The 21,274-nt window shown below is 58.9% G+C and carries 23 protein-coding genes, 1 tRNA gene and 1 rRNA gene; 23 read left to right on the forward strand and 2 right to left on the reverse strand.

The window, feature by feature from the left end:
* The first annotated feature begins 187 nt into the window (after nt 1-187).
* Nucleotides 188-303 (forward strand): 5S ribosomal RNA (gene rrf, locus ACP7C6_RS08320).
* Nucleotides 304-669: 366 nt separating this feature from the next.
* On the opposite strand, the gene ACP7C6_RS08325 is transcribed toward rrf, so the two are convergent.
* Nucleotides 670-754, reverse strand: a tRNA-Leu gene (locus tag ACP7C6_RS08325).
* A gap of 108 nt (nt 755-862) precedes the next feature.
* Between ACP7C6_RS08325 and queA the strand changes: the two genes are divergently transcribed.
* The 6 genes from queA (at nt 863) to ACP7C6_RS08355 (ending at nt 6,936) form a co-directional block, all read left to right on the forward strand.
* Entirely contained in the window at nt 863-1,912 is a 1,050-nt protein-coding gene (gene queA / locus ACP7C6_RS08330) for a tRNA preQ1(34) S-adenosylmethionine ribosyltransferase-isomerase QueA (protein WP_028617855.1), read from the forward strand.
* 5 nt (nt 1,913-1,917) lie between these two features.
* A complete protein-coding gene (gene tgt / locus ACP7C6_RS08335; RefSeq protein ID WP_003175976.1) occupies nt 1,918-3,033 on the forward strand; it encodes a tRNA guanosine(34) transglycosylase Tgt in 1,116 nt (371 codons plus the stop codon).
* A gap of 43 nt (nt 3,034-3,076) precedes the next feature.
* Nucleotides 3,077-3,415, forward strand: coding sequence for a preprotein translocase subunit YajC (gene yajC, locus ACP7C6_RS08340; RefSeq protein ID WP_003175975.1), 339 nt, complete (start codon nt 3,077-3,079; stop codon nt 3,413-3,415).
* 62 nt (nt 3,416-3,477) lie between these two features.
* Entirely contained in the window at nt 3,478-5,346 is a 1,869-nt protein-coding gene (gene secD, locus ACP7C6_RS08345) for a protein translocase subunit SecD (RefSeq protein WP_028617854.1), read from the forward strand.
* Nucleotides 5,347-5,355: 9 nt separating this feature from the next.
* Nucleotides 5,356-6,270, forward strand: a complete 915-nt coding sequence (secF, locus tag ACP7C6_RS08350) for a protein translocase subunit SecF (protein WP_028617853.1) — start codon at nt 5,356-5,358, stop codon at nt 6,268-6,270.
* 123 nt (nt 6,271-6,393) lie between these two features.
* The gene (locus ACP7C6_RS08355) at nt 6,394-6,936 is read left to right on the forward strand and encodes a glycine zipper 2TM domain-containing protein (protein ID WP_010207894.1); all 543 of its coding nucleotides are present in this window, start codon (nt 6,394-6,396) and stop codon (nt 6,934-6,936) included.
* 57 nt (nt 6,937-6,993) lie between these two features.
* Here ACP7C6_RS08355 and suhB read toward each other — a convergent pair whose 3' ends face one another.
* Complete coding sequence (gene suhB, locus ACP7C6_RS08360) at nt 6,994-7,809, reverse strand: inositol-phosphate phosphatase (RefSeq protein ID WP_003175971.1); 816 nt, start codon at nt 7,807-7,809, stop codon at nt 6,994-6,996.
* Between the two features lie 145 nt (nt 7,810-7,954).
* Here suhB and trmJ point away from each other — a divergent pair, with 145 nt between their 5' ends.
* From trmJ to hisS, 16 genes are all read left to right on the forward strand, one after another.
* On the forward strand, nt 7,955-8,725 hold the full coding sequence (gene trmJ, locus ACP7C6_RS08365; RefSeq protein ID WP_010207895.1) for a tRNA (cytosine(32)/uridine(32)-2'-O)-methyltransferase TrmJ: 771 nt from the start codon (nt 7,955-7,957) through the stop codon (nt 8,723-8,725).
* A 2-nt stretch (nt 8,726-8,727) separates the two neighbouring features.
* A complete protein-coding gene (cysE, locus tag ACP7C6_RS08370) occupies nt 8,728-9,510 on the forward strand; it encodes a serine O-acetyltransferase (protein WP_028617852.1) in 783 nt (260 codons plus the stop codon).
* Between the two features lie 256 nt (nt 9,511-9,766).
* A complete protein-coding gene (iscR, locus tag ACP7C6_RS08375) occupies nt 9,767-10,258 on the forward strand; it encodes a Fe-S cluster assembly transcriptional regulator IscR (protein WP_003194020.1) in 492 nt (163 codons plus the stop codon).
* 50 nt (nt 10,259-10,308) lie between these two features.
* Nucleotides 10,309-11,523 (forward strand): IscS subfamily cysteine desulfurase, encoded by a 1,215-nt coding sequence (locus tag ACP7C6_RS08380; protein WP_010207898.1) that lies wholly within the window; start codon nt 10,309-10,311, stop codon nt 11,521-11,523.
* A gap of 99 nt (nt 11,524-11,622) precedes the next feature.
* Complete coding sequence (gene iscU, locus ACP7C6_RS08385) at nt 11,623-12,009, forward strand: Fe-S cluster assembly scaffold IscU (protein WP_003175965.1); 387 nt, start codon at nt 11,623-11,625, stop codon at nt 12,007-12,009.
* A 28-nt stretch (nt 12,010-12,037) separates the two neighbouring features.
* Nucleotides 12,038-12,361 (forward strand): iron-sulfur cluster assembly protein IscA, encoded by a 324-nt coding sequence (iscA, locus tag ACP7C6_RS08390; protein ID WP_003175963.1) that lies wholly within the window; start codon nt 12,038-12,040, stop codon nt 12,359-12,361.
* A gap of 8 nt (nt 12,362-12,369) precedes the next feature.
* On the forward strand, nt 12,370-12,891 hold the full coding sequence (hscB, locus tag ACP7C6_RS08395; RefSeq protein WP_028617850.1) for a co-chaperone HscB: 522 nt from the start codon (nt 12,370-12,372) through the stop codon (nt 12,889-12,891).
* 53 nt (nt 12,892-12,944) lie between these two features.
* Complete coding sequence (hscA, locus tag ACP7C6_RS08400) at nt 12,945-14,807, forward strand: Fe-S protein assembly chaperone HscA (RefSeq protein ID WP_426108612.1); 1,863 nt, start codon at nt 12,945-12,947, stop codon at nt 14,805-14,807.
* A 3-nt stretch (nt 14,808-14,810) separates the two neighbouring features.
* On the forward strand, nt 14,811-15,152 hold the full coding sequence (fdx, locus tag ACP7C6_RS08405) for an ISC system 2Fe-2S type ferredoxin (RefSeq protein ID WP_015885743.1): 342 nt from the start codon (nt 14,811-14,813) through the stop codon (nt 15,150-15,152).
* Nucleotides 15,153-15,166: 14 nt separating this feature from the next.
* Nucleotides 15,167-15,367, forward strand: a complete 201-nt coding sequence (gene iscX, locus ACP7C6_RS08410) for a Fe-S cluster assembly protein IscX (protein ID WP_426108613.1) — start codon at nt 15,167-15,169, stop codon at nt 15,365-15,367.
* Between the two features lie 92 nt (nt 15,368-15,459).
* Nucleotides 15,460-15,885 carry a nucleoside-diphosphate kinase gene (ndk, locus tag ACP7C6_RS08415; protein ID WP_003175956.1) on the forward strand — a complete coding sequence of 142 codons (426 nt, stop codon included), beginning with the start codon at nt 15,460-15,462 and terminating at the stop codon, nt 15,883-15,885.
* Nucleotides 15,886-15,914: 29 nt separating this feature from the next.
* A complete protein-coding gene (rlmN, locus tag ACP7C6_RS08420) occupies nt 15,915-17,063 on the forward strand; it encodes a 23S rRNA (adenine(2503)-C(2))-methyltransferase RlmN (RefSeq protein ID WP_236318901.1) in 1,149 nt (382 codons plus the stop codon).
* Nucleotides 17,064-17,075: 12 nt separating this feature from the next.
* Nucleotides 17,076-17,834 (forward strand): type IV pilus biogenesis/stability protein PilW, encoded by a 759-nt coding sequence (pilW, locus tag ACP7C6_RS08425; protein ID WP_068938117.1) that lies wholly within the window; start codon nt 17,076-17,078, stop codon nt 17,832-17,834.
* On the forward strand, nt 17,834-18,823 hold the full coding sequence (locus ACP7C6_RS08430) for a RodZ domain-containing protein (RefSeq protein ID WP_122685585.1): 990 nt from the start codon (nt 17,834-17,836) through the stop codon (nt 18,821-18,823). Before pilW ends, ACP7C6_RS08430 begins: the two co-directional genes overlap by 1 nt.
* Nucleotides 18,824-18,825: 2 nt before the next feature.
* Nucleotides 18,826-19,935: a flavodoxin-dependent (E)-4-hydroxy-3-methylbut-2-enyl-diphosphate synthase gene (gene ispG / locus ACP7C6_RS08435; RefSeq protein ID WP_003175952.1), complete on the forward strand. Its 1,110-nt coding sequence runs from the start codon at nt 18,826-18,828 to the stop codon at nt 19,933-19,935.
* 23 nt (nt 19,936-19,958) lie between these two features.
* The gene (gene hisS / locus ACP7C6_RS08440; RefSeq protein WP_027605419.1) at nt 19,959-21,248 is read left to right on the forward strand and encodes a histidine--tRNA ligase; all 1,290 of its coding nucleotides are present in this window, start codon (nt 19,959-19,961) and stop codon (nt 21,246-21,248) included.
* Nucleotides 21,249-21,274: the final 26 nt, after the last annotated feature.

Consider the following 21,274-nt stretch of genomic DNA (forward strand, 5'->3'; position numbering starts at 1 on the left):
ACCAATACTAATTGCCCGTGAGGCTTGACCATATAACACCCAAGCAATTTGACTACTCTAACGAGCATCAGATTGCGGTGTGTGAAGACGAAAATGAACCGAAAGTTCGACGCTCACAAGCACCGAAAGCTGTCACATACCCAATTTGCTGAAGCGAGGCATAAGCCACGATTCAGTACCCGAATTTCTTGACGACCATAGAGCATTGGAACCACCTGATCCCATCCCGAACTCAGCAGTGAAACGATGCATCGCCGATGGTAGTGTGGGGTTTCCCCATGTGAGAGTAGGTCATCGTCAAGATTAAATTCCAAAACCCCATTTGCGAAAGCAGATGGGGTTTTGTTTTGGGCGGTCGAAAAGTCCCCAAATACTCGGCGTGATCACTTCATCGGTGCTTTCAGCTCCGCATTAATCTGGTTTTTCATACATGCTCGGTGGCGCTGGCACCCAAATGCGTTCGACGCGCTGAGCGCTCTCCAGTAGCTGCTAGAGGCTTGTAAGTGCGCGATGAATGGTAGGCGGGCATTGCGCTGACAGCGCGTGTCAGAGCGCGCCTGGAGAGGGGCGTTGGCGTGGTGCACCGCTCACAAAAGAACAGCTTTGCAGGTGATGCACTTTTCTACAGGCGAAAAAAAAGACCTTGAATTTCAAGGTCTTTTTTTAAGATGGTGCCCCGAGGGAGACTCGAACTCCCACTCCTTTCGAAAACGGATTTTGAATCCGCCGCGTCTACCAATTCCGCCATCAGGGCTCAATGGCGGCGAAGTATAGAGATGAGATTACCGTTGGTCAATCACCTTTCATGGTCAATTTTGACTAATTCCGCTAGACTTCCCGGCCCTGCTAGACGAACTCCATCATGCGCGTTGCTGACTTTACTTTTGAACTCCCTGATTCGCTGATCGCTCGCCACCCTTTGGCCGAGCGTCGCGCCAGTCGACTGCTGACCCTGGACGGGGTGAGTGGCGTCCTCGCACACCGTCAATTCACTGATTTGCTTGAGCATTTGCGCCCTGGCGATCTGATGGTGTTCAACAATACCCGAGTGATTCCGGCGCGGTTGTTTGGCCAGAAAGCATCTGGCGGCAAGCTGGAAATTCTGGTTGAGCGAGTACTGGACAGTCATCGCGTACTGGCCCATGTGCGCTCGAGCAAGTCGCCGAAACCGGGTTCTTCCATACTGATCGATGGCGGTGGCGAAGCCGAGATGGTGGCGCGTCATGATGCGCTGTTCGAACTAAAGTTTGCCGAAGAGGTATTGCCGCTGCTGGAGCGCGTCGGCCATATGCCGTTGCCTCCCTATATAGACCGTCCCGACGAAGACTCGGACCGCGAACGCTATCAGACGGTTTACTCCCAGCGCCTCGGCGCCGTTGCTGCACCGACCGCAGGCCTGCACTTCGATCAACCGCTGCTCGATGCGATTGCCGCCAAGGGCGTCGAGACCGCCTATGTGACCCTGCACGTGGGGGCCGGCACGTTTCAACCGGTGCGTGTGGATAACATCGAAGACCACCATATGCACAGCGAGTGGTTGGAAGTCAGCCAGGAAGTGGTGGACGCTGTCGCGGCGTGCAAGGCGCGTGGCGGACGCGTAGTCGCAGTGGGCACCACCAGTGTGCGCTCGTTGGAAAGCGCGGCCCGTGATGGCGTGCTCAAGCCGTTCAGCGGCGACACCGATATCTTTATCTTCCCAGGCCGGCCATTCCATGTGGTCGATTGCCTGGTGACCAACTTCCATCTGCCCGAATCCACGCTGTTGATGCTGGTTTCGGCATTTGCCGGTTACCCGGAAACCATGGCCGCTTATCAAGCCGCCATCGCCAACGAGTACCGTTTTTTCAGCTACGGTGATGCGATGTTTATCACCCGTAACCCGGCGCCGCGCGGCCCAGAGGAACAATCATGAGTCGTATGTCGTTTGAATTGCTGGCCACGGATGGTAAAGCTCGCCGCGGCCGTTTGACCTTCCCGCGCGGCACCGTCGAGACCCCGGCTTTCATGCCGGTCGGCACCTACGGCACCGTCAAAGGCATGCTGCCGCGTGACATCGTCGCCACCGGCGCCGAGATCATCCTCGGCAACACTTTCCACCTGTGGCTGCGCCCGGGCACCGAAGTGATCAAGAAGCATGGCGACCTGCATGACTTCATGAAGTGGCAAGGCCCGATCCTGACCGACTCGGGTGGTTTCCAGGTGTTCAGCTTGGGCGCCATGCGCAAGATCAAGGAGGAGGGCGTGACCTTCGCCTCGCCGGTGGACGGTTCCAAAGTGTTCATGGGCCCGGAAGAGTCGATGCAGGTCCAGCGTGACCTGGGCTCCGATATCGTGATGATTTTTGACGAGTGCACGCCGTACCCGGCTGACGAAGACGTCGCGCGGATCTCCATGGAGTTGTCCCTGCGTTGGGCCCAGCGTTCGAAGAATGCCCACGGCGACAACACCGCTGCGTTGTTCGGTATCGTCCAGGGCGGCATGCACGAAAGCCTGCGCAAACGCTCGCTGGAAGGCTTGGATAAGATCGGTTTTGACGGCCTGGCCATCGGCGGTTTGTCGGTGGGCGAGCCCAAGCACGAAATGATTAAGGTGCTGGATTACCTGCCGGGCCTGATGCCGGCTGACAAACCTCGTTACCTTATGGGCGTTGGCAAACCGGAAGATCTCGTAGAGGGTGTGCGCCGCGGTGTGGACATGTTCGATTGCGTGATGCCAACCCGTAATGCCCGCAATGGGCATCTGTTCATCGATACAGGCGTGCTGAAGATCCGTAACGCGTTCCATCGCCATGATGATTCGCCGCTGGATCCCACCTGTGATTGCTACACCTGCCAGAACTTCTCCCGTGCTTATCTGCACCATCTGGACAAGTGTGGGGAAATGCTGGGTAGCATGTTGAATACCATCCACAATTTGCGTCACTACCAAGTCCTGATGGCTGGTTTGCGCGAGGCTATTCAACAGGGTACATTGGCCGCCTTCGTCGATGCCTTCTATGCCAAGCGCGGGCTCCCTGTGCCGCCCTTGGACTGAGTTTTCCGACCCTAAGATTCACTATTTGCAACTGGAGTGCTAAATGAGCTTTTTTATCTCTAACGCCATGGCTGATGCCGCTGCGCCTGCTGCTGCCGGCCCTATGGGCGGTGGTTTCGAGTGGATTTTCCTGGTCGGCTTCCTGGTCATCTTCTACCTGATGATCTGGCGTCCACAGGCCAAGCGCGCCAAAGAGCAGAAAAACCTGCTGGGCAGCCTGCAGAAAGGTGACGAAGTTGTGACCACTGGCGGCATCGCCGGCAAGATCACCAAGGTTTCCGATGCTTTCGTGGTTCTGGAAGTTTCCGACACCGTAGAAATGAAGTTCCAGAAGGGCGCCATCGCCGCCACGCTGCCAAAAGGCACGCTCAAAGCGATCTGAGTAACAACCTTTACCAATCGACGGGGCGCGCAAGGCGCCCCGCGTTATAAGCGGGCGGCGTGATGCTGAACAAATACCCTCTGTGGAAATACGTACTGATCCTGGCGGTGCTGGCGATCGGTTTTATTTATTCCGCTCCCAATCTCTATCCTGATGACCCGGCGATCCAGATCACTGGCGCCAGCACTTCGCTGCAGGTCAATCAGGCCGACCTGGAACGCGCGAGCAAAGCGCTCGTTGACGCGGGTATCCAGGTCAAGGCGGCAACGTTGGCGGCTGATTCGAAGGGCGGCTTGCTGCGCCTGACCAAGGCAGAAGACCAATTGCCGGCCAAAGATGTCGTGCGCAAGGCCATGGGTGACGACTATGTTGTCGCACTCAACCTGGCACAGACCACGCCAACCTGGCTGCGCAAGATTGGCGCGCACCCGATGAAGCTGGGTCTGGACTTGTCCGGTGGCGTGCACTTCCTGCTGGAAGTCGACATGGACAAAGCCCTCGACGCTCGACTGAAGGTCTACGAAGGCGACGTGAAGAGCCTGCTGCGTAAAGAGCGCCTGCGTTATCGCAGCCTGCCGCAGCTCAACGGTGCCATCCAGCTGGGCTTCTCTGACGAAGCTTCCCGCGAACAGGCCCGTGCACTGATCCGCAAAAACTTCAACGATTTCGACATCGTACCGGCCGACCTCAACGGTCAACCTGTACTGCGTCTGGCGATGACCCCGGCCAAGCTGGCGGAAATCCGTGAATACTCCATCAAGCAGAACTTGACCACGGTACGTAACCGCGTCAACGAACTGGGTGTGGCTGAGCCAATCGTTCAGCGCCAGGGTGCCAACCGTATCGTGGTTGAACTGCCGGGCGTACAGGACACCGCTGAAGCCAAGCGTATCCTGGGTAAAACCGCCAACCTGGAATTCCGTCTGGCGGCTGAGCCGGGTGCTACTCGCGCCACTTCCGAAGAGTTCGAGTTCCGCGAAGGCAACCGTCCTCCTGCGTTGATCGAGCGTGGCTTGATCATCACCGGTGACCAGGTGACTGACGCCAAGGCTGGTTTTGGCGAGCACGGCACCCCTGAAGTTAACATCCGTCTGGATGGCCATGGCGGCGAACTGATGAGCCGCGCCACGCGCAGCAACGTCGGTCGCAGCATGGCGGTGATCTTCATCGAGCAACGCCCGGTGACCACCTATACCAAGCAGATGGTCAACGGCGTCGAGAAAGACGTGCCGGTTCAGACCTTCAAGGAAGAGAAGAAGATCATCAGCCTGGCGACCATCCAGTCGCCACTGGGTGCTCAATTCCGTATCACTGGCTTGAACGGCCAGGGCGAATCCTCGGAGCTGGCCCTGCTGCTGCGTGCCGGTGGCCTGGCTGCCCCAATGTACTTCGCTGAAGAACGTACCATCGGCCCGAGCCTGGGTGCCGACAACATCACCAAGGGTATCGACGCGGCCTTGTGGGGCATGCTGTTCGTGTCCCTGTTCATCATCGCCATCTACCGCTTCTTCGGTGTTATCGCCACCGTGGCCCTGGCGGGCAACATGGTCATGCTGCTGGCCCTGATGTCGCTGCTGGGCGCTACGCTGACCTTGCCAGGTATCGCCGGTATCGTACTCACCATGGGTATGGCGGTAGATGCCAACGTACTGATCTTCTCGCGGATTCGTGAAGAGATCGCCAATGGCATGACCGTACAGCGTGCAATCAACGAAGGCTTCGGCCGGGCATTTACCGCGATTCTCGACTCCAACCTGACCACATTGTTGGTGGGTGGGATTCTCTTCGCCATGGGTACCGGCCCGGTCAAGGGCTTTGCGGTGACCATGTCCCTCGGTATCTTTACCTCGATGTTCACGGCCATCATGGTGACCCGCGCAATGGTCAACCTGATCTATGGCGGGCGTGACTTCAAGAAGTTGTGGATTTAAGGGGCTGCCATGTTACGTACAATCAACTTCATGGGCGTTCGCAACGTTGCGTTCGGCGTCACCGTGCTCCTTACCGTTCTGGCGTTGTTCAGCTGGTTCCATAAGGGCCTGAACTACGGTCTGGACTTTACCGGCGGTACGCTCATCGAGCTGACCTACGAGAAACCGGCCGATGTGACCCTGGTGCGCAACGAGCTGGTCAAGGCCGGCTATCACGAAGCCATCGTGCAGAGCTTTGGTGCCACCACCGACCTGCTGGTGCGTATGCCTGGCGAAGACCCGCAACTGGGTCACCAGGTAGCCGAGGCCTTGCAGAAGGTCGGCGGCGACAACCCTGCGTCGGTCAAGCGTGTCGAGTTCGTGGGCCCGCAGGTCGGTGAAGAACTGCGCGACCAGGGCGGCCTCGGCATGCTGATGGCGCTGGTCGGCATCATGATCTACCTGGCGTTCCGCTTTCAGTGGAAGTTCGGTGTCGGCGCCATTGTGTCGCTGATCCATGACGTGATCGTCACCGTGGGTATCCTCGCGTACTTCCAGATCACGTTCGACCTGACCGTACTGGCCGCTGTACTGGCGATCATTGGTTACTCCCTCAACGACACCATCGTGGTATTCGACCGGGTTCGTGAGAACTTCCGTGTACTGCGCAAGGCGTCGCTGATCGAGAACATCAACGTCTCGACCACCCAGACCCTGTTGCGGACCATGGCGACGTCGATTTCCACTTTGCTGGCGATCGCTGCGCTGATGATTTTCGGTGGCGACAACCTGTGGGGCTTCTCCCTGGCGCTGTTCATCGGCGTTCTGGCGGGCACCTACTCGTCGATCTACATCGCCAACGTGGTGCTGATCTGGCTGAACCTCAACAGCGAAGACCTGATCCCTCCGGCCAGCACTGGCAAGGAGGTTGACGACCGTCCTTGATGGGCGTTTGTTGATCGGCTGTGACAAGAAAGGCGCGAGTATTGAACTCGCGCCTTTTTTTTTGCTCCAAGGCTGGGTATAGCGCGGACGTTTCGGTCCGCTTGTGATGGTCAGGAGGTTCACGTGAACAAGTCGTTGCTGGTTGGTGCGGTATTGGGTGCTGTCGGTGTGACTGCCGGGGGTGCTGTTGCCACCTACAGCCTGGTAAAAAGCGGCCCTGAGTATGCGCAAGTGCTGGCGGTGCAGCCGGTTAAAACCCAGATAAAAACTCCCCGTGAGGTCTGCAAGGACGTCACCGTGACCCGGCAGCGTCCGGTGCAGGATCAGCATCAAATCGCCGGTACGGTCGTAGGCGCCCTGGCGGGTGGTTTGCTCGGCAACCAGATCGGTGGCGGTAATGGCAAGAAGCTGGCGACTGTAGCCGGCGCGGTGGGTGGCGGTTACGCCGGTAACAAGGTTCAGGAAGGCATGCAGAACCGCGATACCTACACCACCACGCAAACCCGTTGTAACACCGTCAACGACATCAGCGACAAGGTGGTCGGGTACGACGTGCGTTACAACCTGGATGGCAAGGAAGGTTCCGTGCGTATGGAGCGTGACCCTGGCAGCCAGATTCCAGTCGACAAAGAGGGTCGCCTGATCCTGGGTCAGAACCAGCAGTAACCGGTTCTACAGGCATAAAAAAAGCACCCCTCGGGGTGCTTTTTTGTGCTCGCTCGCTTAGCGCTTCAGCGATGCAGGCAGGTGCGGCTGGATGGCCGTCAGTACTGCCTTGAAGCATTTGGTGTTGCCGGCAACGACGTGGCCTTTCTCAAGGAAATCGTGACCGCCCGTGAAGTCGCTCACCAAGCCACCTGCTTCTTGGATCAGCAGGGCGCCTGCAGCCATGTCCCACTCGGACAGGCCCGACTCCCAGAACGCATCGAAACGACCAGCAGCCACATAAGCCAGGTCCAGGCTCGCGGCACCGGCACGACGGATGCCGGCAGTCTGGCCAACGAGGGCGCGGAACATGCCCAGGTAGTTTTCCAGGTTGTCCATCTGGTCATCACGGAACGGGAAGCCGGTACCCAGCAGGGCGCCGTCCAGGCTGGTGCGACCGCTGACGCGAAGGCGACGACCATTCAGCTGGGCGCCACGGCCACGGCTGGCGGTGAATTCTTCTTGGCGGACTGGGTCCAGGACGACGGCGTGTTCCAGGCGACCACGGTATTTGCACGCGATGCTCACGGCAAAGTGCGGGATGCCGCGCAGGAAGTTGGTGGTGCCATCCAGTGGGTCGATGATCCACAGATAGTCTTCGCCTTCGCCGCTGCCTTTGTGCAAGCCGGTTTCTTCACCGAGGATGCCGTGGGTAGGGTAGGCCTTGCGCAGGGCATCGATGATTTTCTGTTCGGCGGCGCGATCCACCTCGGATACATAATCCTTGGCGTCTTTTTCGTCGACCTTGATGGTATCCAGGCGCTCGATGGAGCGGAAGATCAATTCACTGGCGCTGCGGGCGGCGCGCAGCGCGATATTCAGCATGGGCTGCATGGATGTGTCACCTAAGGTTGTTAAAGAAAGCCGAGCATTCTAGCAGAAACTTTCTTCAGGTGAAGGACGACGTTAGCTTTCATGGCATAACCTTAGGCTGTTCTGTAAGATTTGCTCCCCTTTCCCGTGTCCGAGAGCGCCTCCCTTGCTGCAAAACATTCGTGTCGTCTTGGTCAATACCAGTCATCCCGGTAACATCGGCGGGGTGGCGCGAGCCATGAAAAACATGGGGCTGACGCGCCTGGTGCTGGTCGAACCGCGTGTGTTCCCGCACCACGAGGCTGATGCCCGTGCGTCCGGCGCTAATGACCTTCTTGAAAAAGCCCAGGTCGTCGCTACCTTGGAAGATGCCTTGGTCGGCTGCAACCTGGTGCTCGGCACCAGTGCTCGCGACCGTCGCATCCCTTGGCCGCTGCTGGATCCGCGTGAATGCGGCACCAAAGTGGTCGAAGAAGCCGCCGGCGGCGCTGAAATAGCCTTGGTCTTTGGTCGTGAGGACTCCGGCCTGACCAATGAAGAGCTGCAGCGATGTCATTACCATGTGCATATCCCATCGGACCCTGAATTCAGCTCGCTGAACCTCGGGGCGGCGGTGCAGGTGTTGACCTACGAAGTGCGCATGGCCTGGCTGGCCGCTGCGGGTCAGCCGAGCAAGGTAGAGAAGGAAGAGGTCGCGTCGACCAAAAGTGGCGAGTTGGCCACCATGGACGAGTTGGAGCGGTTCTATGAACACTTGGAGCAAACCCTGGTGGCCATCGAATTCCTCGATCCGGAAAAGCCGCGGCACTTGATGGCACGCCTGCGTCGCCTTTACGGACGTAGCTCGGTCAGCCGGGCAGAAATGAACATATTGCGTGGCATCCTCACGGAAACCCAGAAAGCGGCCCGTGGCGAGCTTCTTAAGCGGAAGGATTAAAAATGTTCGAGCGTTTGCGAGAAGATATCCAAAGTGTTTTCCACCGTGACCCGGCGGCGCGCAACGCTTTTGAAGTGCTGACCTGCTATCCGGGCATGCACGCCATCTGGATTCACCGCCTTTCCGGTGCCCTGTGGGGCATGGGCTGGAAATGGCTGGCGCGGTTGGTGTCGAACTTCGGGCGGTGGATGACGGGGATCGAGATTCATCCGGGCGCCAAGGTGGGTCGTCGTTTCTTCATCGACCATGGCATGGGTATCGTGATTGGCGAGACTGCCGAGATCGGCGATGACGTGACCCTTTATCAGGGTGTGACCTTGGGCGGGACCAGTTGGAACAAGGGCAAGCGCCACCCAACTCTGGGTGATGGTGTGGTGGTAGGTGCGGGCGCGAAGGTGCTCGGCCCGTTCACTGTCGGCGCGGGCGCCAAGGTCGGCTCCAATGCGGTGGTGACCAAGGCTGTGCCGCCAGGTGCAACCGTTGTAGGTATTCCTGGCCGAATCATCGTCAAGCCGGAAGTCGGCGACGAGCAGGAAGCCAAGCGCAAGGCCATGGCTGAGAAAATCGGCTTCGATGCCTATGGCGTCAGCGAAGACATGCCTGACCCGGTGGCGCGAGCCATTGGCCAGTTGCTGGATCACCTGCAAGCGGTGGACGGCAAGCTGGATGGCATGTGCGGTGCGCTGAAGGACCTGGGCAGTCCGTACTGTGCGAAGGATCTGCCTGAGCTGCGCGAAGAAGACTTCGCCGAGATCAAGGCCGAAACCAACCAGCAAGCTAGCTAAAGTACTTATTCCTGTAGGAGTCCGGCTTGCCGGCGATGGCGTCGTTAAGGTCGCTATCGCCGGCAAGCCGGGCTCCTACAAGGTTTACGCTTTATCGGCCACATGATGTTGAATGTGCCATTACCTCTCGCACCCTGCTATGATTCGCGCGCCCTTTTTACGGGTAATCCTGACTAAAGTACTAGGTCTTATAGTTGACTTAAATACTCGGGAATCGCATACTTGCCCACATTCTGAAACACCTTGGTAATTGTCCATGAGACTGACTACAAAAGGCCGATACGCGGTGACCGCCATGCTTGACCTGGCTTTGCACGCGCAAACTGGGCCGGTGTCCCTGGCCGATATCTCCGAGCGCCAAGGCATTTCCCTGTCCTATCTCGAGCAACTGTTTGCCAAGTTGCGCCGTAGCAACCTGGTTTCCAGTGTCCGCGGCCCAGGCGGCGGCTATCAGTTGTCCCGCGACATGCAGGGTATCCAGGTGGCTCAGGTGATCGACGCGGTCAACGAATCCGTCGACGCCACCAAATGCCAGGGCCTGGGTGATTGCCACGCCGGCGACACCTGCCTGACACACCACCTGTGGTGTGACTTGAGCCTGCAGATCCATGAGTTTTTGAGTGGTATCAGCTTGGCTGATCTTGTGACTCGCCGTGAGGTGCAAGAAGTAGCCCAGCGTCAGGACCAGCGCCGTTGCAACACCAAGGCGCCGCGTCTGGACAAGATCGAAGCGTCCGCCGTCGAGTGACAGCCGAAGAGCTAACGGCACGCCAGCCAGCCTGATTTAGGAGAAAGTCCATGAAATTGCCGATTTACCTTGATTACTCAGCGACCACCCCGGTTGATCCGCGTGTCGCGCAAAAGATGAGCGAATGCCTGCTGGTTGACGGAAACTTCGGCAACCCGGCCTCCCGTTCCCATGTATTCGGCTGGAAAGCCGAGGAAGCGGTCGAGAACGCTCGTCGCCAAGTCGCTGACCTGGTCAACGCCGACCCACGGGAAATCGTCTGGACCTCCGGTGCTACCGAGTCTGACAACCTGGCAATCAAGGGCGCGGCGCATTTCTATGCGACCAAGGGCAAACACCTGATCACCACCAAGATTGAGCACAAGGCTGTCCTCGACACCATGCGCCAACTGGAGCGTGAAGGTTTCGAGGTCACCTACCTCGAGCCAACCACCGACGGTATCGTCACCCCGGCCATGATCGAAGCGGCCCTGCGTGAAGACACCATCCTGGTTTCCGTGATCCACGTGAACAACGAAATCGGCACCATCAACGACATCGCGGCCATCGGCGAGCTGACCCGCTCGAAGGGCATCCTGCTGCACGTCGACGCTGCTCAGTCCACCGGCAAGGTCGACATCGACCTGTCGAAACTGAAAGTCGACCTGATGTCGTTCTCTGCCCACAAGACCTACGGCCCTAAGGGCATCGGCGCCCTGTATGTGAGCCGCAAGCCACGTGTGCGCATCGAAGCCACCATGCACGGCGGCGGTCACGAGCGCGGCATGCGTTCGGGCACCCTGGCGACTCACCAGATCGTCGGCATGGGCGAAGCCTTCCGTGTAGCCAAGGAAGACATGGCTGCCGAAAACGTGCGCATCAAGGCCCTCAGCGATCGCTTCTACAAGCAGGTCGAGAACCTTGAAGAGCTGTACATCAACGGCAGCATGACCGCCCGTGTACCGCACAACCTGAATTTGAGCTTCAACTACGTCGAAGGCGAGTCGCTGATCATGGCGCTCAAGGATCTGGCGGTTTCGTCCGGTTCGGCCTGCACCTCGGCGTCCCTTGAGCCTTCGTACGTACTGCGCGCCCTGGGCCGCAACGACGAACTGGCACACAGCTCGATCCGCTTTACGTTCGGCCGTTTCACCACCGAAGAGCAAGTCGACTACGCCGCGCAGAAAGTCTGCGAAGCCGTCAACAAGCTGCGCGTTCTGTCGCCGCTGTGGGACATGTACAAAGACGGTGTCGATATTTCCAAGATCGAGTGGGCGGCACACTAAATATAGAAGCCGCCACCCAAGCTCTGTAGGAACGTGGCGGAAAACGCAGGCGTTTCTACAGGGTTCCAGAGCGGCCCTGATGAGTGAGGATTCAGTACCATGGCTTACAGCGAAAAGGTCATCGACCACTACGAAAACCCGCGCAACGTCGGCAAGATGAACGCGGAAGACCCTGATGTCGGCACCGGCATGGTCGGCGCTCCGGCGTGCGGCGATGTGATGCGCCTGCAGATCAAGGTCAACGACGCTGGCGTTATCGAAGACGCCAAGTTCAAGACCTACGGCTGCGGTTCGGCCATCGCCTCCAGCTCCCTGGCGACCGAATGGATGAAAGGCAAGACCCTGGATGAGGCTGTGACTATCAGCAACACCCAGCTGGCCGAAGAACTGGCCCTGCCGCCAGTGAAAATCCACTGCTCGGTACTCGCAGAAGACGCCATCAAGGCGGCCGTTCGCGACTACAAGCAGAAGAAAGGCTTGATCTAAGCATTTGGCGACGAGTAAGGAGTCAACGATGGCTATCAGCATGACAGAAGCGGCTGCACAGCACATTCGCCGCTCCCTGAATGGGCGCGGTAAAGGTGAGGGGATTCGTCTGGGTGTTCGCACCACAGGCTGCTCCGGCCTTGCCTACGTGCTGGAGTTTGTCGACGAAGTGGTTGCGGAAGACCAGGTGTTCGAAAGTCACGGCGAGAAAGTGATCATCGACCCTAAAAGCCTGACCTACCTGGACGGCACCGAGCTCGATTTCGTCAAGGAAGGGTTGAACGAAGGCTTCAAGTTCAACAATCCCAACGTGCGCGGTGAATGTGGCTGCGGCGAAAGCTTCAACATCTGAGGCTATTCGTGGGTACTCCTTGTCATTTCGCTTTATTCGAGCTGCAGCCGAGCTTTCGGCTGGACCTTGAGCAGCTTGCCACGCGCTACCGAGAACTGGCGCGTGGCGTGCATCCGGACCGCTTTGCTGACGCCTCCGAGCGTGAGCAACGCCTGGCGCTGGAGCAATCGGCCAGCCTCAACGAAGCCTATCAGACGCTCAAAAGCCCCCCCAAGCGCGCGCGTTACCTGCTCGCGATGAATGGTGGCGAGTTGCCGCTGGAAGTCACGGTTCACGACCCGGACTTCTTGATGCAGCAGATGCAGTGGCGCGAAGAACTCGAAGACTTGCAGGACGAAGCCGATCTGGCCGGCGTCGCAGTCTTCAAGCGTCGTCTGAAAACGGCCCAGGATGAACTCAACGAAAGCTTCGCAGCCTGTTGGGATGATGCTGCGCAACGTGAACAGGCCGAACGCCTGATGCGGCGCATGCAGTTCCTCGACAAGCTCACCTACGAAGTGCGCCAGCTAGAAGAGCGCCTCGACGATTAACCCAGTGTGCTGCCCGTGATGCACGCCTGATAGACAGATAAGACCTGATTACCATGGCCCTACTGCAAATCGCCGAACCCGGCCAAAGCCCTCAACCGCACCAGCGTCGCCTGGCGGTCGGGATTGACCTGGGCACCACCAATTCCCTGGTTGCTGCCTTGCGCAGCGGCCTGTCCGAGCCGTTGCCCGACGCTGATGGCCAGGTGATCCTGCCGTCTGCCGTGCGTTATCACGCTGATCGCACCGAAGTCGGTGAGTCAGCCAAGCTGGCAGCCTCTAGCGATCCTCTGAACACTGTGCTGTCGGTCAAGCGCTTGATGGGTCGTGGTCTGTCCGACGTCAAGCAATTGGGCGACCAACTGCCATACCGCTTTGTTGGCGGTGAATCCCACATGCCGTTCATCGACACCATCCAGGGCCCGAAAAGCCCGGTGGAAGTGTCGGCCGATATCCTCAAGGTGCTGCGCCAACGCGCGGAGAAAACCCTGGGCGGCGAACTGGTCGGTGCCGTAATCACCGTTCCGGCTTATTTCGATGACGCTCAGCGCCAGGCCACCAAGGACGCGGCAAAACTCGCCGGCCTGAACGTACTGCGCCTGCTCAACGAACCGACTGCGGCGGCCGTGGCTTATGGCCTGGACCAGCACGCCGAAGGCCTTGTCGCTATTTACGACCTGGGCGGCGGCACCTTTGATATTTCTATCCTGCGCCTGACCGGCGGCGTCTTCGAAGTGCTCGCGACCGGCGGCGACAGCGCCCTGGGCGGCGATGACTTCGACCACGCCATTGCGGGCTGGATCATCAGCAGCGCCGGCTTGTCTGCCGACCTGGACCCGGGCGCGCAGCGCAACCTGCTGCAAACTGCTTGCGCGGCCAAGGAAGCGCTGACCGATGCTGCAAGTGTTGAAGTTTCCTACGGCAACTGGTCGGCCCAACTGACGCGCGAAGCCTTCGATGCGTTGATCGAACCGATGGTTGCCCGCAGCCTGAAAGCCTGCCGCCGCGCGGTGCGCGATTCCGGTATCGAGCTGGAAGATGTCGGCGCCGTGGTCATGGTCGGTGGCTCCACCCGTGTGCCGCGCGTGCGTGAAGCCGTCGCCGAAGCCTTCGGTCGCCAGCCGCTGACTGAAATCGACCCGGATCAAGTGGTCGCCATCGGCGCTGCGATCCAGGCCGATACCCTGGCCGGTAACAAGCGCGATGGTGGCGAACTGCTTCTGCTCGACGTGATCCCGCTGTCCCTGGGTCTGGAAACCATGGGTGGCTTGATGGAGAAGGTGATTCCACGCAACACCACCATCCCCGTCGCCCGCGCCCAGGACTTCACTACTTACAAAGATGGCCAGACGGCCATGATGATTCACGTGTTGCAAGGTGAGCGCGAGCTGATCAGCGACTGCCGCTCCCTGGCGCGCTTTGAATTGCGCGGCATTCCGGCGATGGTGGCGGGTGCGGCGAAGATTCGCGTGACCTTCCAGGTTGACGCCGATGGCCTGTTGAATGTGGCCTCGCGAGAGCTGGGCTCAGGCGTTGAGGCGAGCATCCAGGTCAAGCCGTCCTACGGCCTCACCGACGGTGAAATCGCCAAGATGCTCAAGGACTCGTTCCAATATGCCGGTGACGACAAGGTCGCCCGGGTATTGCGTGAGCAGCAAGTCGACGCCCGGCGCCTGCTCGAAGCGGTGCAGGGCGCGCTGGATGCTGACGGCGAGCGCCTGTTGGATGCCGAAGAGCGCATGGTCATCGACCTGCAAATGCAGGAACTGGCCGAACTGATGAAAGGCGACGATGGTTATGCCATCGAGCAACAGACCAAGCGCCTGTCCCAAGTGACCGATGCCTTTGCCGCCCGTCGTATGGACCAGACGGTCAAAGCCGCCTTGGCGGGACGCAACCTGAATGAAATCGAGGAATAATTAATGCCGCAGGTCATTTTTCTGCCACACGCCGAGCATTGCCCGGACGGTATGGTCGTGGAGGCTGAGACCGGCAAGTCCATCCTCGAAGTTGCCCATGACAACCACATCGAGATCGAAAGCGCCTGCGGCGGTGTGTGTGCTTGCACCACGTGCCACTGCGTCATCCGCGAGGGCTTCAACAGCCTGGAAGAGGCTGACGAGCTGGAAGAGGACTTCCTTGACCGCGCGTGGGGCCTGGAAGCGACTTCGCGTCTAAGCTGTCAAGCAAAGGTCGGGACGGAAGACATCACCGTCGAAATTCCGAAATATTCCCTCAACCATGCCGCCGAAGCGCCGCATTGATTCAAGGAAATGTCATGAGCCTGAAATGGGTTGATGTACAAGAAATCGCTATACAACTTGCTGAAGCTCATCCGGAGTTCAATCCTCTGACTGTCAACTTCGTCAAGCTGCGCAATCTGGTGATGGAGCTGCCGGACTTCGATGACATCCCTGATCGGGGTGGCGAGAAGGTCCTGGAGGCGATTCAAGGCCTGTGGATCGAAGAAGCAGACTGAGCCGCCTTTTTACGCAGTTAGGCAATACCCAATAACCCGCGTATAATTCGCGGGTTTAATTTTTCGTAAATTACCGTTTCTGGAGTTACACCATGGCTGTTCAACGTACTTTCTCCATCATCAAGCCTGACGCTGTTGCAAAAAACGTCATCGGCGAGATCACCACTCGTTTCGAAAAAGCCGGCCTGAAGGTTGTAGCTTCGAAACTCAAGCAACTGTCCAAAGCCGAAGCTGAAGGCTTCTACGCTGAGCACAGCGCTCGTGGTTTCTTCGGCGACCTGGTTGCCTTCATGATCTCCGGTCCTGTTGTTGTTCAGGTTCTGGAAGGCGAAAACGCTATCGCTCTGAACCGTGAGCTGATGGGCGCTACCAACCCTAAAGAAGCTGCTGCCGGCACTATCCGTGCTGACTTCGCTGAATCCATCGACGCCAACGCTGTACACGGCTCGGACTCCGAAGCTGCCGCTGCTCGCGAAATCTCGTACTTTTTCGCTGCTACTGAAGTAACCGCTCGCTAAGCATCGGCTTAAAGAGTGAGGGTGAATCCATGACTACATCGACTGTTAAAACCAACCTGCTGGGTCTGACCCAGCCGGAAATGGAGAAATTCTTCGACTCAATCGGGGAGAAGCGTTTCCGTGCCGGTCAGGTAATGAAGTGGATTCACCACTTTGGCGTCGACGATTTCGATGCCATGACGAACGTCAGCAAGGCCCTGCGCGACAAGCTCAAGGCCATTGCTGAGGTCCGTGGTCCCGAAGTGGTCAGCGAGGACATCTCCAGCGACGGCACCCGCAAGTGGGTGGTGCGCGTGGCGTCCGGCAGCTGCGTCGAGACGGTGTACATTCCCCAGGGCAAACGTGGCACCTTGTGCGTTTCGTCCCAGGCAGGCTGTGCCCTGGACTGCAGTTTCTGCTCCACCGGCAAGCAAGGCTTCAATAGCAACCTCACCGCCGCCGAAGTGATCGGCCAGGTGTGGATTGCCAACAAATCCTTTGGCAGCGTCCCGGCGACCGTCGACCGTGCCATCACCAACGTGGTGATGATGGGCATGGGTGAGCCGCTGCTGAACTTCGATAACGTCATTTCGGCCATGCACCTGATGATGGACGACCTGGGCTACGGCATCTCCAAGCGCCGTGTGACCCTGTCGACCTCCGGCGTGGTACCGATGATCGATGAGCTGGCCAAGCACATCGACGTCTCCCTGGCGTTGTCGCTGCATGCACCGAATGACGCATTGCGTAACCAATTGGTGCCAATCAACAAGAAGTATCCGCTTAAGATGCTGCTCGAATCTTGCCAGCGCTATATGGCAACGTTGGGCGAGAAGCGAGTGTTGACCATTGAGTACACCCTGCTCAAGGACATCAACGACAAGGTCGAACACGCGGTCGAGATGATCGAGTTGCTCAAGAACACCCCGTGCAAGATCAACCTGATTCCGTTTAACCCGTTTCCACATTCTGGCTACGAGCGGCCGAGCAACAACGCTATCCGCCGTTTCCAGGATCAACTGCACCAGGCCGGCTACAACGTCACCGTGCGCACCACCCGTGGTGAAGATATCGACGCCGCCTGTGGCCAATTGGTAGGGCAGGTGATGGACCGCACCCGCCGCAGCGAGCGTTATATTGCCGGGCGTGAGTTGAACGCCCCCGACGATCTGCCGCTGATTGCTGTGAATCGAATCTGAGAGAGGATCTCTATGCCCTTGCGCCTTGCGCTGCTTTTGCTTGTTACCGGTCTCGTGGCCGGTTGTGTTTCATCGGGTCATGAGAGCCCTTTGCAAACCGGTAAAGGCCGTGACGAGGCGCGGGTTGCCTATGTGCAACTGGGCTTGGGTTACCTTCGACAAGGCATGAGCGAACAGGCCAAAGTGCCGCTGAAGAAGGCCTTGGAGCTGGACAGCGATGATGCCGACGCCAATGGCGCACTGGCGTTGGTGTTCCAGGCCCAGGCCGAGCCTGAACTGGCCGAACAGTATTTCCACAAGGCTCTGGCCTCCCGTCCTGCCGACCCGCGGCTGCTGAACAATTACGGCAGCTTCCTGTTCGAGCAGAAGCGTTATGACCAGGCCGCCCTTTATTTCCAGCAAGCCAGCGCTGATACCCTCTATCCTGAGCGTTCGCGGGTATTCGAGAACCTTGGGGTGACCTCGATGCGCTTAGGTCAACGCGACAGCGCCCGCCAGCAACTGGAAAAAGCCCTGTATTTGAACAGTCGCCAGCCTCGGGCATTGCTCGAAATGGCTGAGATATCCTTTGATGACAGGCATTATGTGCCAGCACGTGACTATTACGAGCGTTTTAGCCTGCTCAGTGGGCAAAATGCACGTAGTCTATTGCTCGGCGTGCGCCTGGCGACGGTTCATGAAGAACGCGACACGGCCGCACGTTTTGGCCAGCAACTCGAACGACTCTATCCCGGTACGCCGGAATATCAGCAATACCTGTCGGAGCAATGATGAAAGCGGCGCACCCGGAAGTTGTAGCAGCTAATCGCGTAAACCCAGGCGACACCTTGCGCCAGGCCCGCGAAAGCAATGGTTGGTCGCTGGCGGAAGTGGCCCTCAAGCTCAATTTGACCACGACGTCCCTGGGCAACTTGGAAGCTGGCGCGTTCGATAAGCTGCCTGGGCACACCTTTGCCCGCGGCTATATCCGTGCCTATGCCAAATTGCTGGGTATCGACCAAGCCATACTGGTCCAGGAATTCGACCAATTTACCGGCACCGACTCCCAGGGCAGCAATGTCCACGGCCTGGGGCGCATCGAAGAGCCGGTGCGGGTTTCCCACACGATTTTGCGAATTGTCAGCCTGTTGCTGCTGATCGCGGTCATTGGTGGCGGTTTCGTCTGGTGGCAAGACCAGACCTCCCAGCGGGCCAAGGACTTGACCAGCAACGCAATGGAGCACGTCGAAGTCGAGAGCGCTGACGGTACCACCCAGATTCACCCGCTGGATGAGCCGGAAGACCAGGCCGTTGCCGAAAGCCAGGCCGCGCCGGAAGCACCGGCTGCCACCGAGCAGCCAGCCGCACCGGAAACCGCGCCAGCCGCGACTGCTGCCGCGCCGGCTCCTGCAACGCCTGCTGCCCCGGCTCACACTCCGGCCGCTCCAGTGCAGACGCCAGCGACTCCGGCTCCAGCCGCTCCAGCCGCTCCTGCTGCCCCTGCGATTTCGCCGCCCACCACCCCAGCGTTGATCGCCGGTGATGGCCGTGTACAGATTACCTTCATCGCTGACTGCTGGACGCAAGTCACCGATGGCAACGGCAAAGTGCTGTTCAGCGGTCTGAAGCGTAAGGGAGATACGCTCGACCAGGGCGGCAAGCCTCCTTTGACGCTGCGTCTGGGCTTTGCCCGTGGCGCGCAAGTGGCCTACAACGGCCAGCCTGTGGACGTAGCGCCGTTCACCAGTGGCGAGACCGCTCGCCTGAAGTTGGGACAATAGTCATGCACGGCGAATCTCCAATCAAACGTCGCGTATCGCGCAAGATCTGGGTCGGCTCGGTGCCGGTGGGTGGCGATGCCCCCATCGCGGTACAAAGCATGACCAACAGCGACACCAATGATGTGGCCGCCACGGTTGCCCAGATCAACCGTCTGGAAGCAGCCGGCGTGGACATCGTGCGCGTCTCCGTGCCGGACATGGATGCTGCCGAAGCCTTTGGCCGCATCAAGCAATTGGTCAAGGTGCCATTGGTTGCTGATATTCACTTCGACTACAAGATCGCATTGCGCGTGGCAGAGCTGGGTGTGGACTGCCTGCGTATCAACCCGGGCAACATCGGTCGTGAAGACCGTGTGCGTGCGGTGGTTGATGCGGCTCGCGACCGTGGCATTCCAATCCGTATCGGCGTCAACGCCGGTTCCCTGGAAAAAGACCTGCAAAAGAAATACGGCGAACCTACCCCAGCGGCGCTGGTTGAATCGGCGCTGCGCCACGTTGAGCACCTTGAACGCCTGAATTTCCAGGACTTCAAGGTCAGCGTAAAGGCCTCCGACGTGTTCATGGCGGTAGAAGCCTACCGCCTGCTGGCCAAGGAAATTGTGCAGCCGTTGCACCTGGGTATTACTGAAGCGGGCGGTTTACGCTCAGGCACAGTGAAATCTGCGGTAGGTCTCGGTATGCTGCTCGCCGAAGGGATTGGCGATACTATCCGCATCTCGCTGGCAGCAGACCCTGTAGAGGAAGTGAAAGTCGGTTACGACATTCTCAAATCCCTGCGTTTGCGTTCCCGTGGCATCAATTTCATTGCCTGCCCGAGCTGCTCGCGGCAGAACTTCGACGTGGTTAAAACCATGAACGACTTGGAATTGCGCCTTGAAGACCTGCTGGTGCCGCTGGATGTTGCAGTGATCGGTTGCGTGGTCAACGGGCCGGGCGAGGCCAAAGAGGCCCATGTGGGCCTGACCGGTGGTACGCCGAACCTGATCTACATCGACGGCAAGCCGTCGCAGAAGTTGACGAATGACAATCTGGTGGATGAGCTGGAAAAGCTGATCCGCGAGAAAGCGGCCGAAAAGGTCGCGGCTGACGCAGCGCTGATCGCGCGCGGCTGATTGAACGAATTTAAGGATTTGATGTGAGCAAGTCTCTGCAAGCCATTCGTGGCATGAACGACATCCTGCCGGAACAGACGCCGCTGTGGCGCTATTTCGAGGGCACTGTCGCGCGCCTGCTGGATAACTACGGTTACAAGCAGATCCGCATGCCGATCGTCGAGTTCACCGAGCTGTTCAAGCGCTCCATCGGTGAAGTGACCGACATCGTCGAAAAAGAGATGTACACCTTTGAAGACCGCAACGGCGACTCCCTGACCCTGCGTCCGGAAGGCACTGCCGCCTGCGTCCGCGCTGTGCTTGAGCATGGCCTCACCGGTGCTGGCCAGCCGCAGAAGTTGTGGTACATCGGCCCGATGTTCCGCCACGAGCGTCCACAGAAAGGCCGTTATCGCCAGTTTCACCAGATCGGCCTGGAAGTGTTCAACATCGACGGCCCGGACATCGACGCCGAGCTGATCGTCCTGACCTGGCGCCTGTGGGGCCTGCTGGGCATCCGCGACGCGGTCAAGCTTGAACTCAACAGCCTGGGCACCAGTGAATCCCGCGGCCGCTACAAAGTGGCCCTGGTCGAGTACCTGTCCGCCCACCTGGACAAGTTGGACGAAGACAGCCAGCGCCGTCTGAAGACCAACCCATTGCGCGTCCTCGATACCAAGAACGCCGATACCCAGGCCGTGCTGGTCAATGCGCCGAAAATGGCCGACTACCTGGACGACGAGTCCCGTATCCACTTCGAGGGCCTCAAGGCTCGCCTGGATGCTGCCGGTATTCCGTTCGTGATCAACACCAAGCTGGTGCGCGGCCTCGATTACTACAGCAAGACCGTGTTCGAGTGGGTCACCGACAAACTCGGCGCCCAGGGCACCGTGTGTGCTGGTGGTCGTTACGACGGCCTGGTCGAGCAGATGGGCGGCAAGCCGACCACCGGCGTGGGCTTCGCCATGGGCATCGAGCGGCTGATCCTGCTGCTGGAAACCCTGGAGCAGGTCCCGGAAGAGATCTCCCGTCAGGTGGACGTGTACCTGTGCGCCTTTGGCGAGGCCGCCGAACTGGCTGCCCTGGCCCTGAGCGAAAAGGTTCGCGACCAACTGCCGAACCTGCGTCTGCAAGTCAATGCCGGCGCTGGCAGCTTCAAGAGCCAATTCAAGAAGGCCGACAAGAGCGGTGCGCTGTATGCACTGATCCTCGGCGATGACGAGCTGGCCCAGCAAGTGATAGGTTTCAAACCCCTGCGTGGCCAGGGCGAGCAACAGAACATTGCCTTTGATGCGCTCGCTGCGCACTTGGCCACCTGCGTCGTGCAGGGTTGAAGCTGTCGAACAGCCGAATTTAGCGA

This window comes from Pseudomonas sp. TWR1-1-4 (genome assembly GCF_049897165.1).
GTDB classification, from domain to species: domain Bacteria; phylum Pseudomonadota; class Gammaproteobacteria; order Pseudomonadales; family Pseudomonadaceae; genus Aquipseudomonas; species Aquipseudomonas canadensis.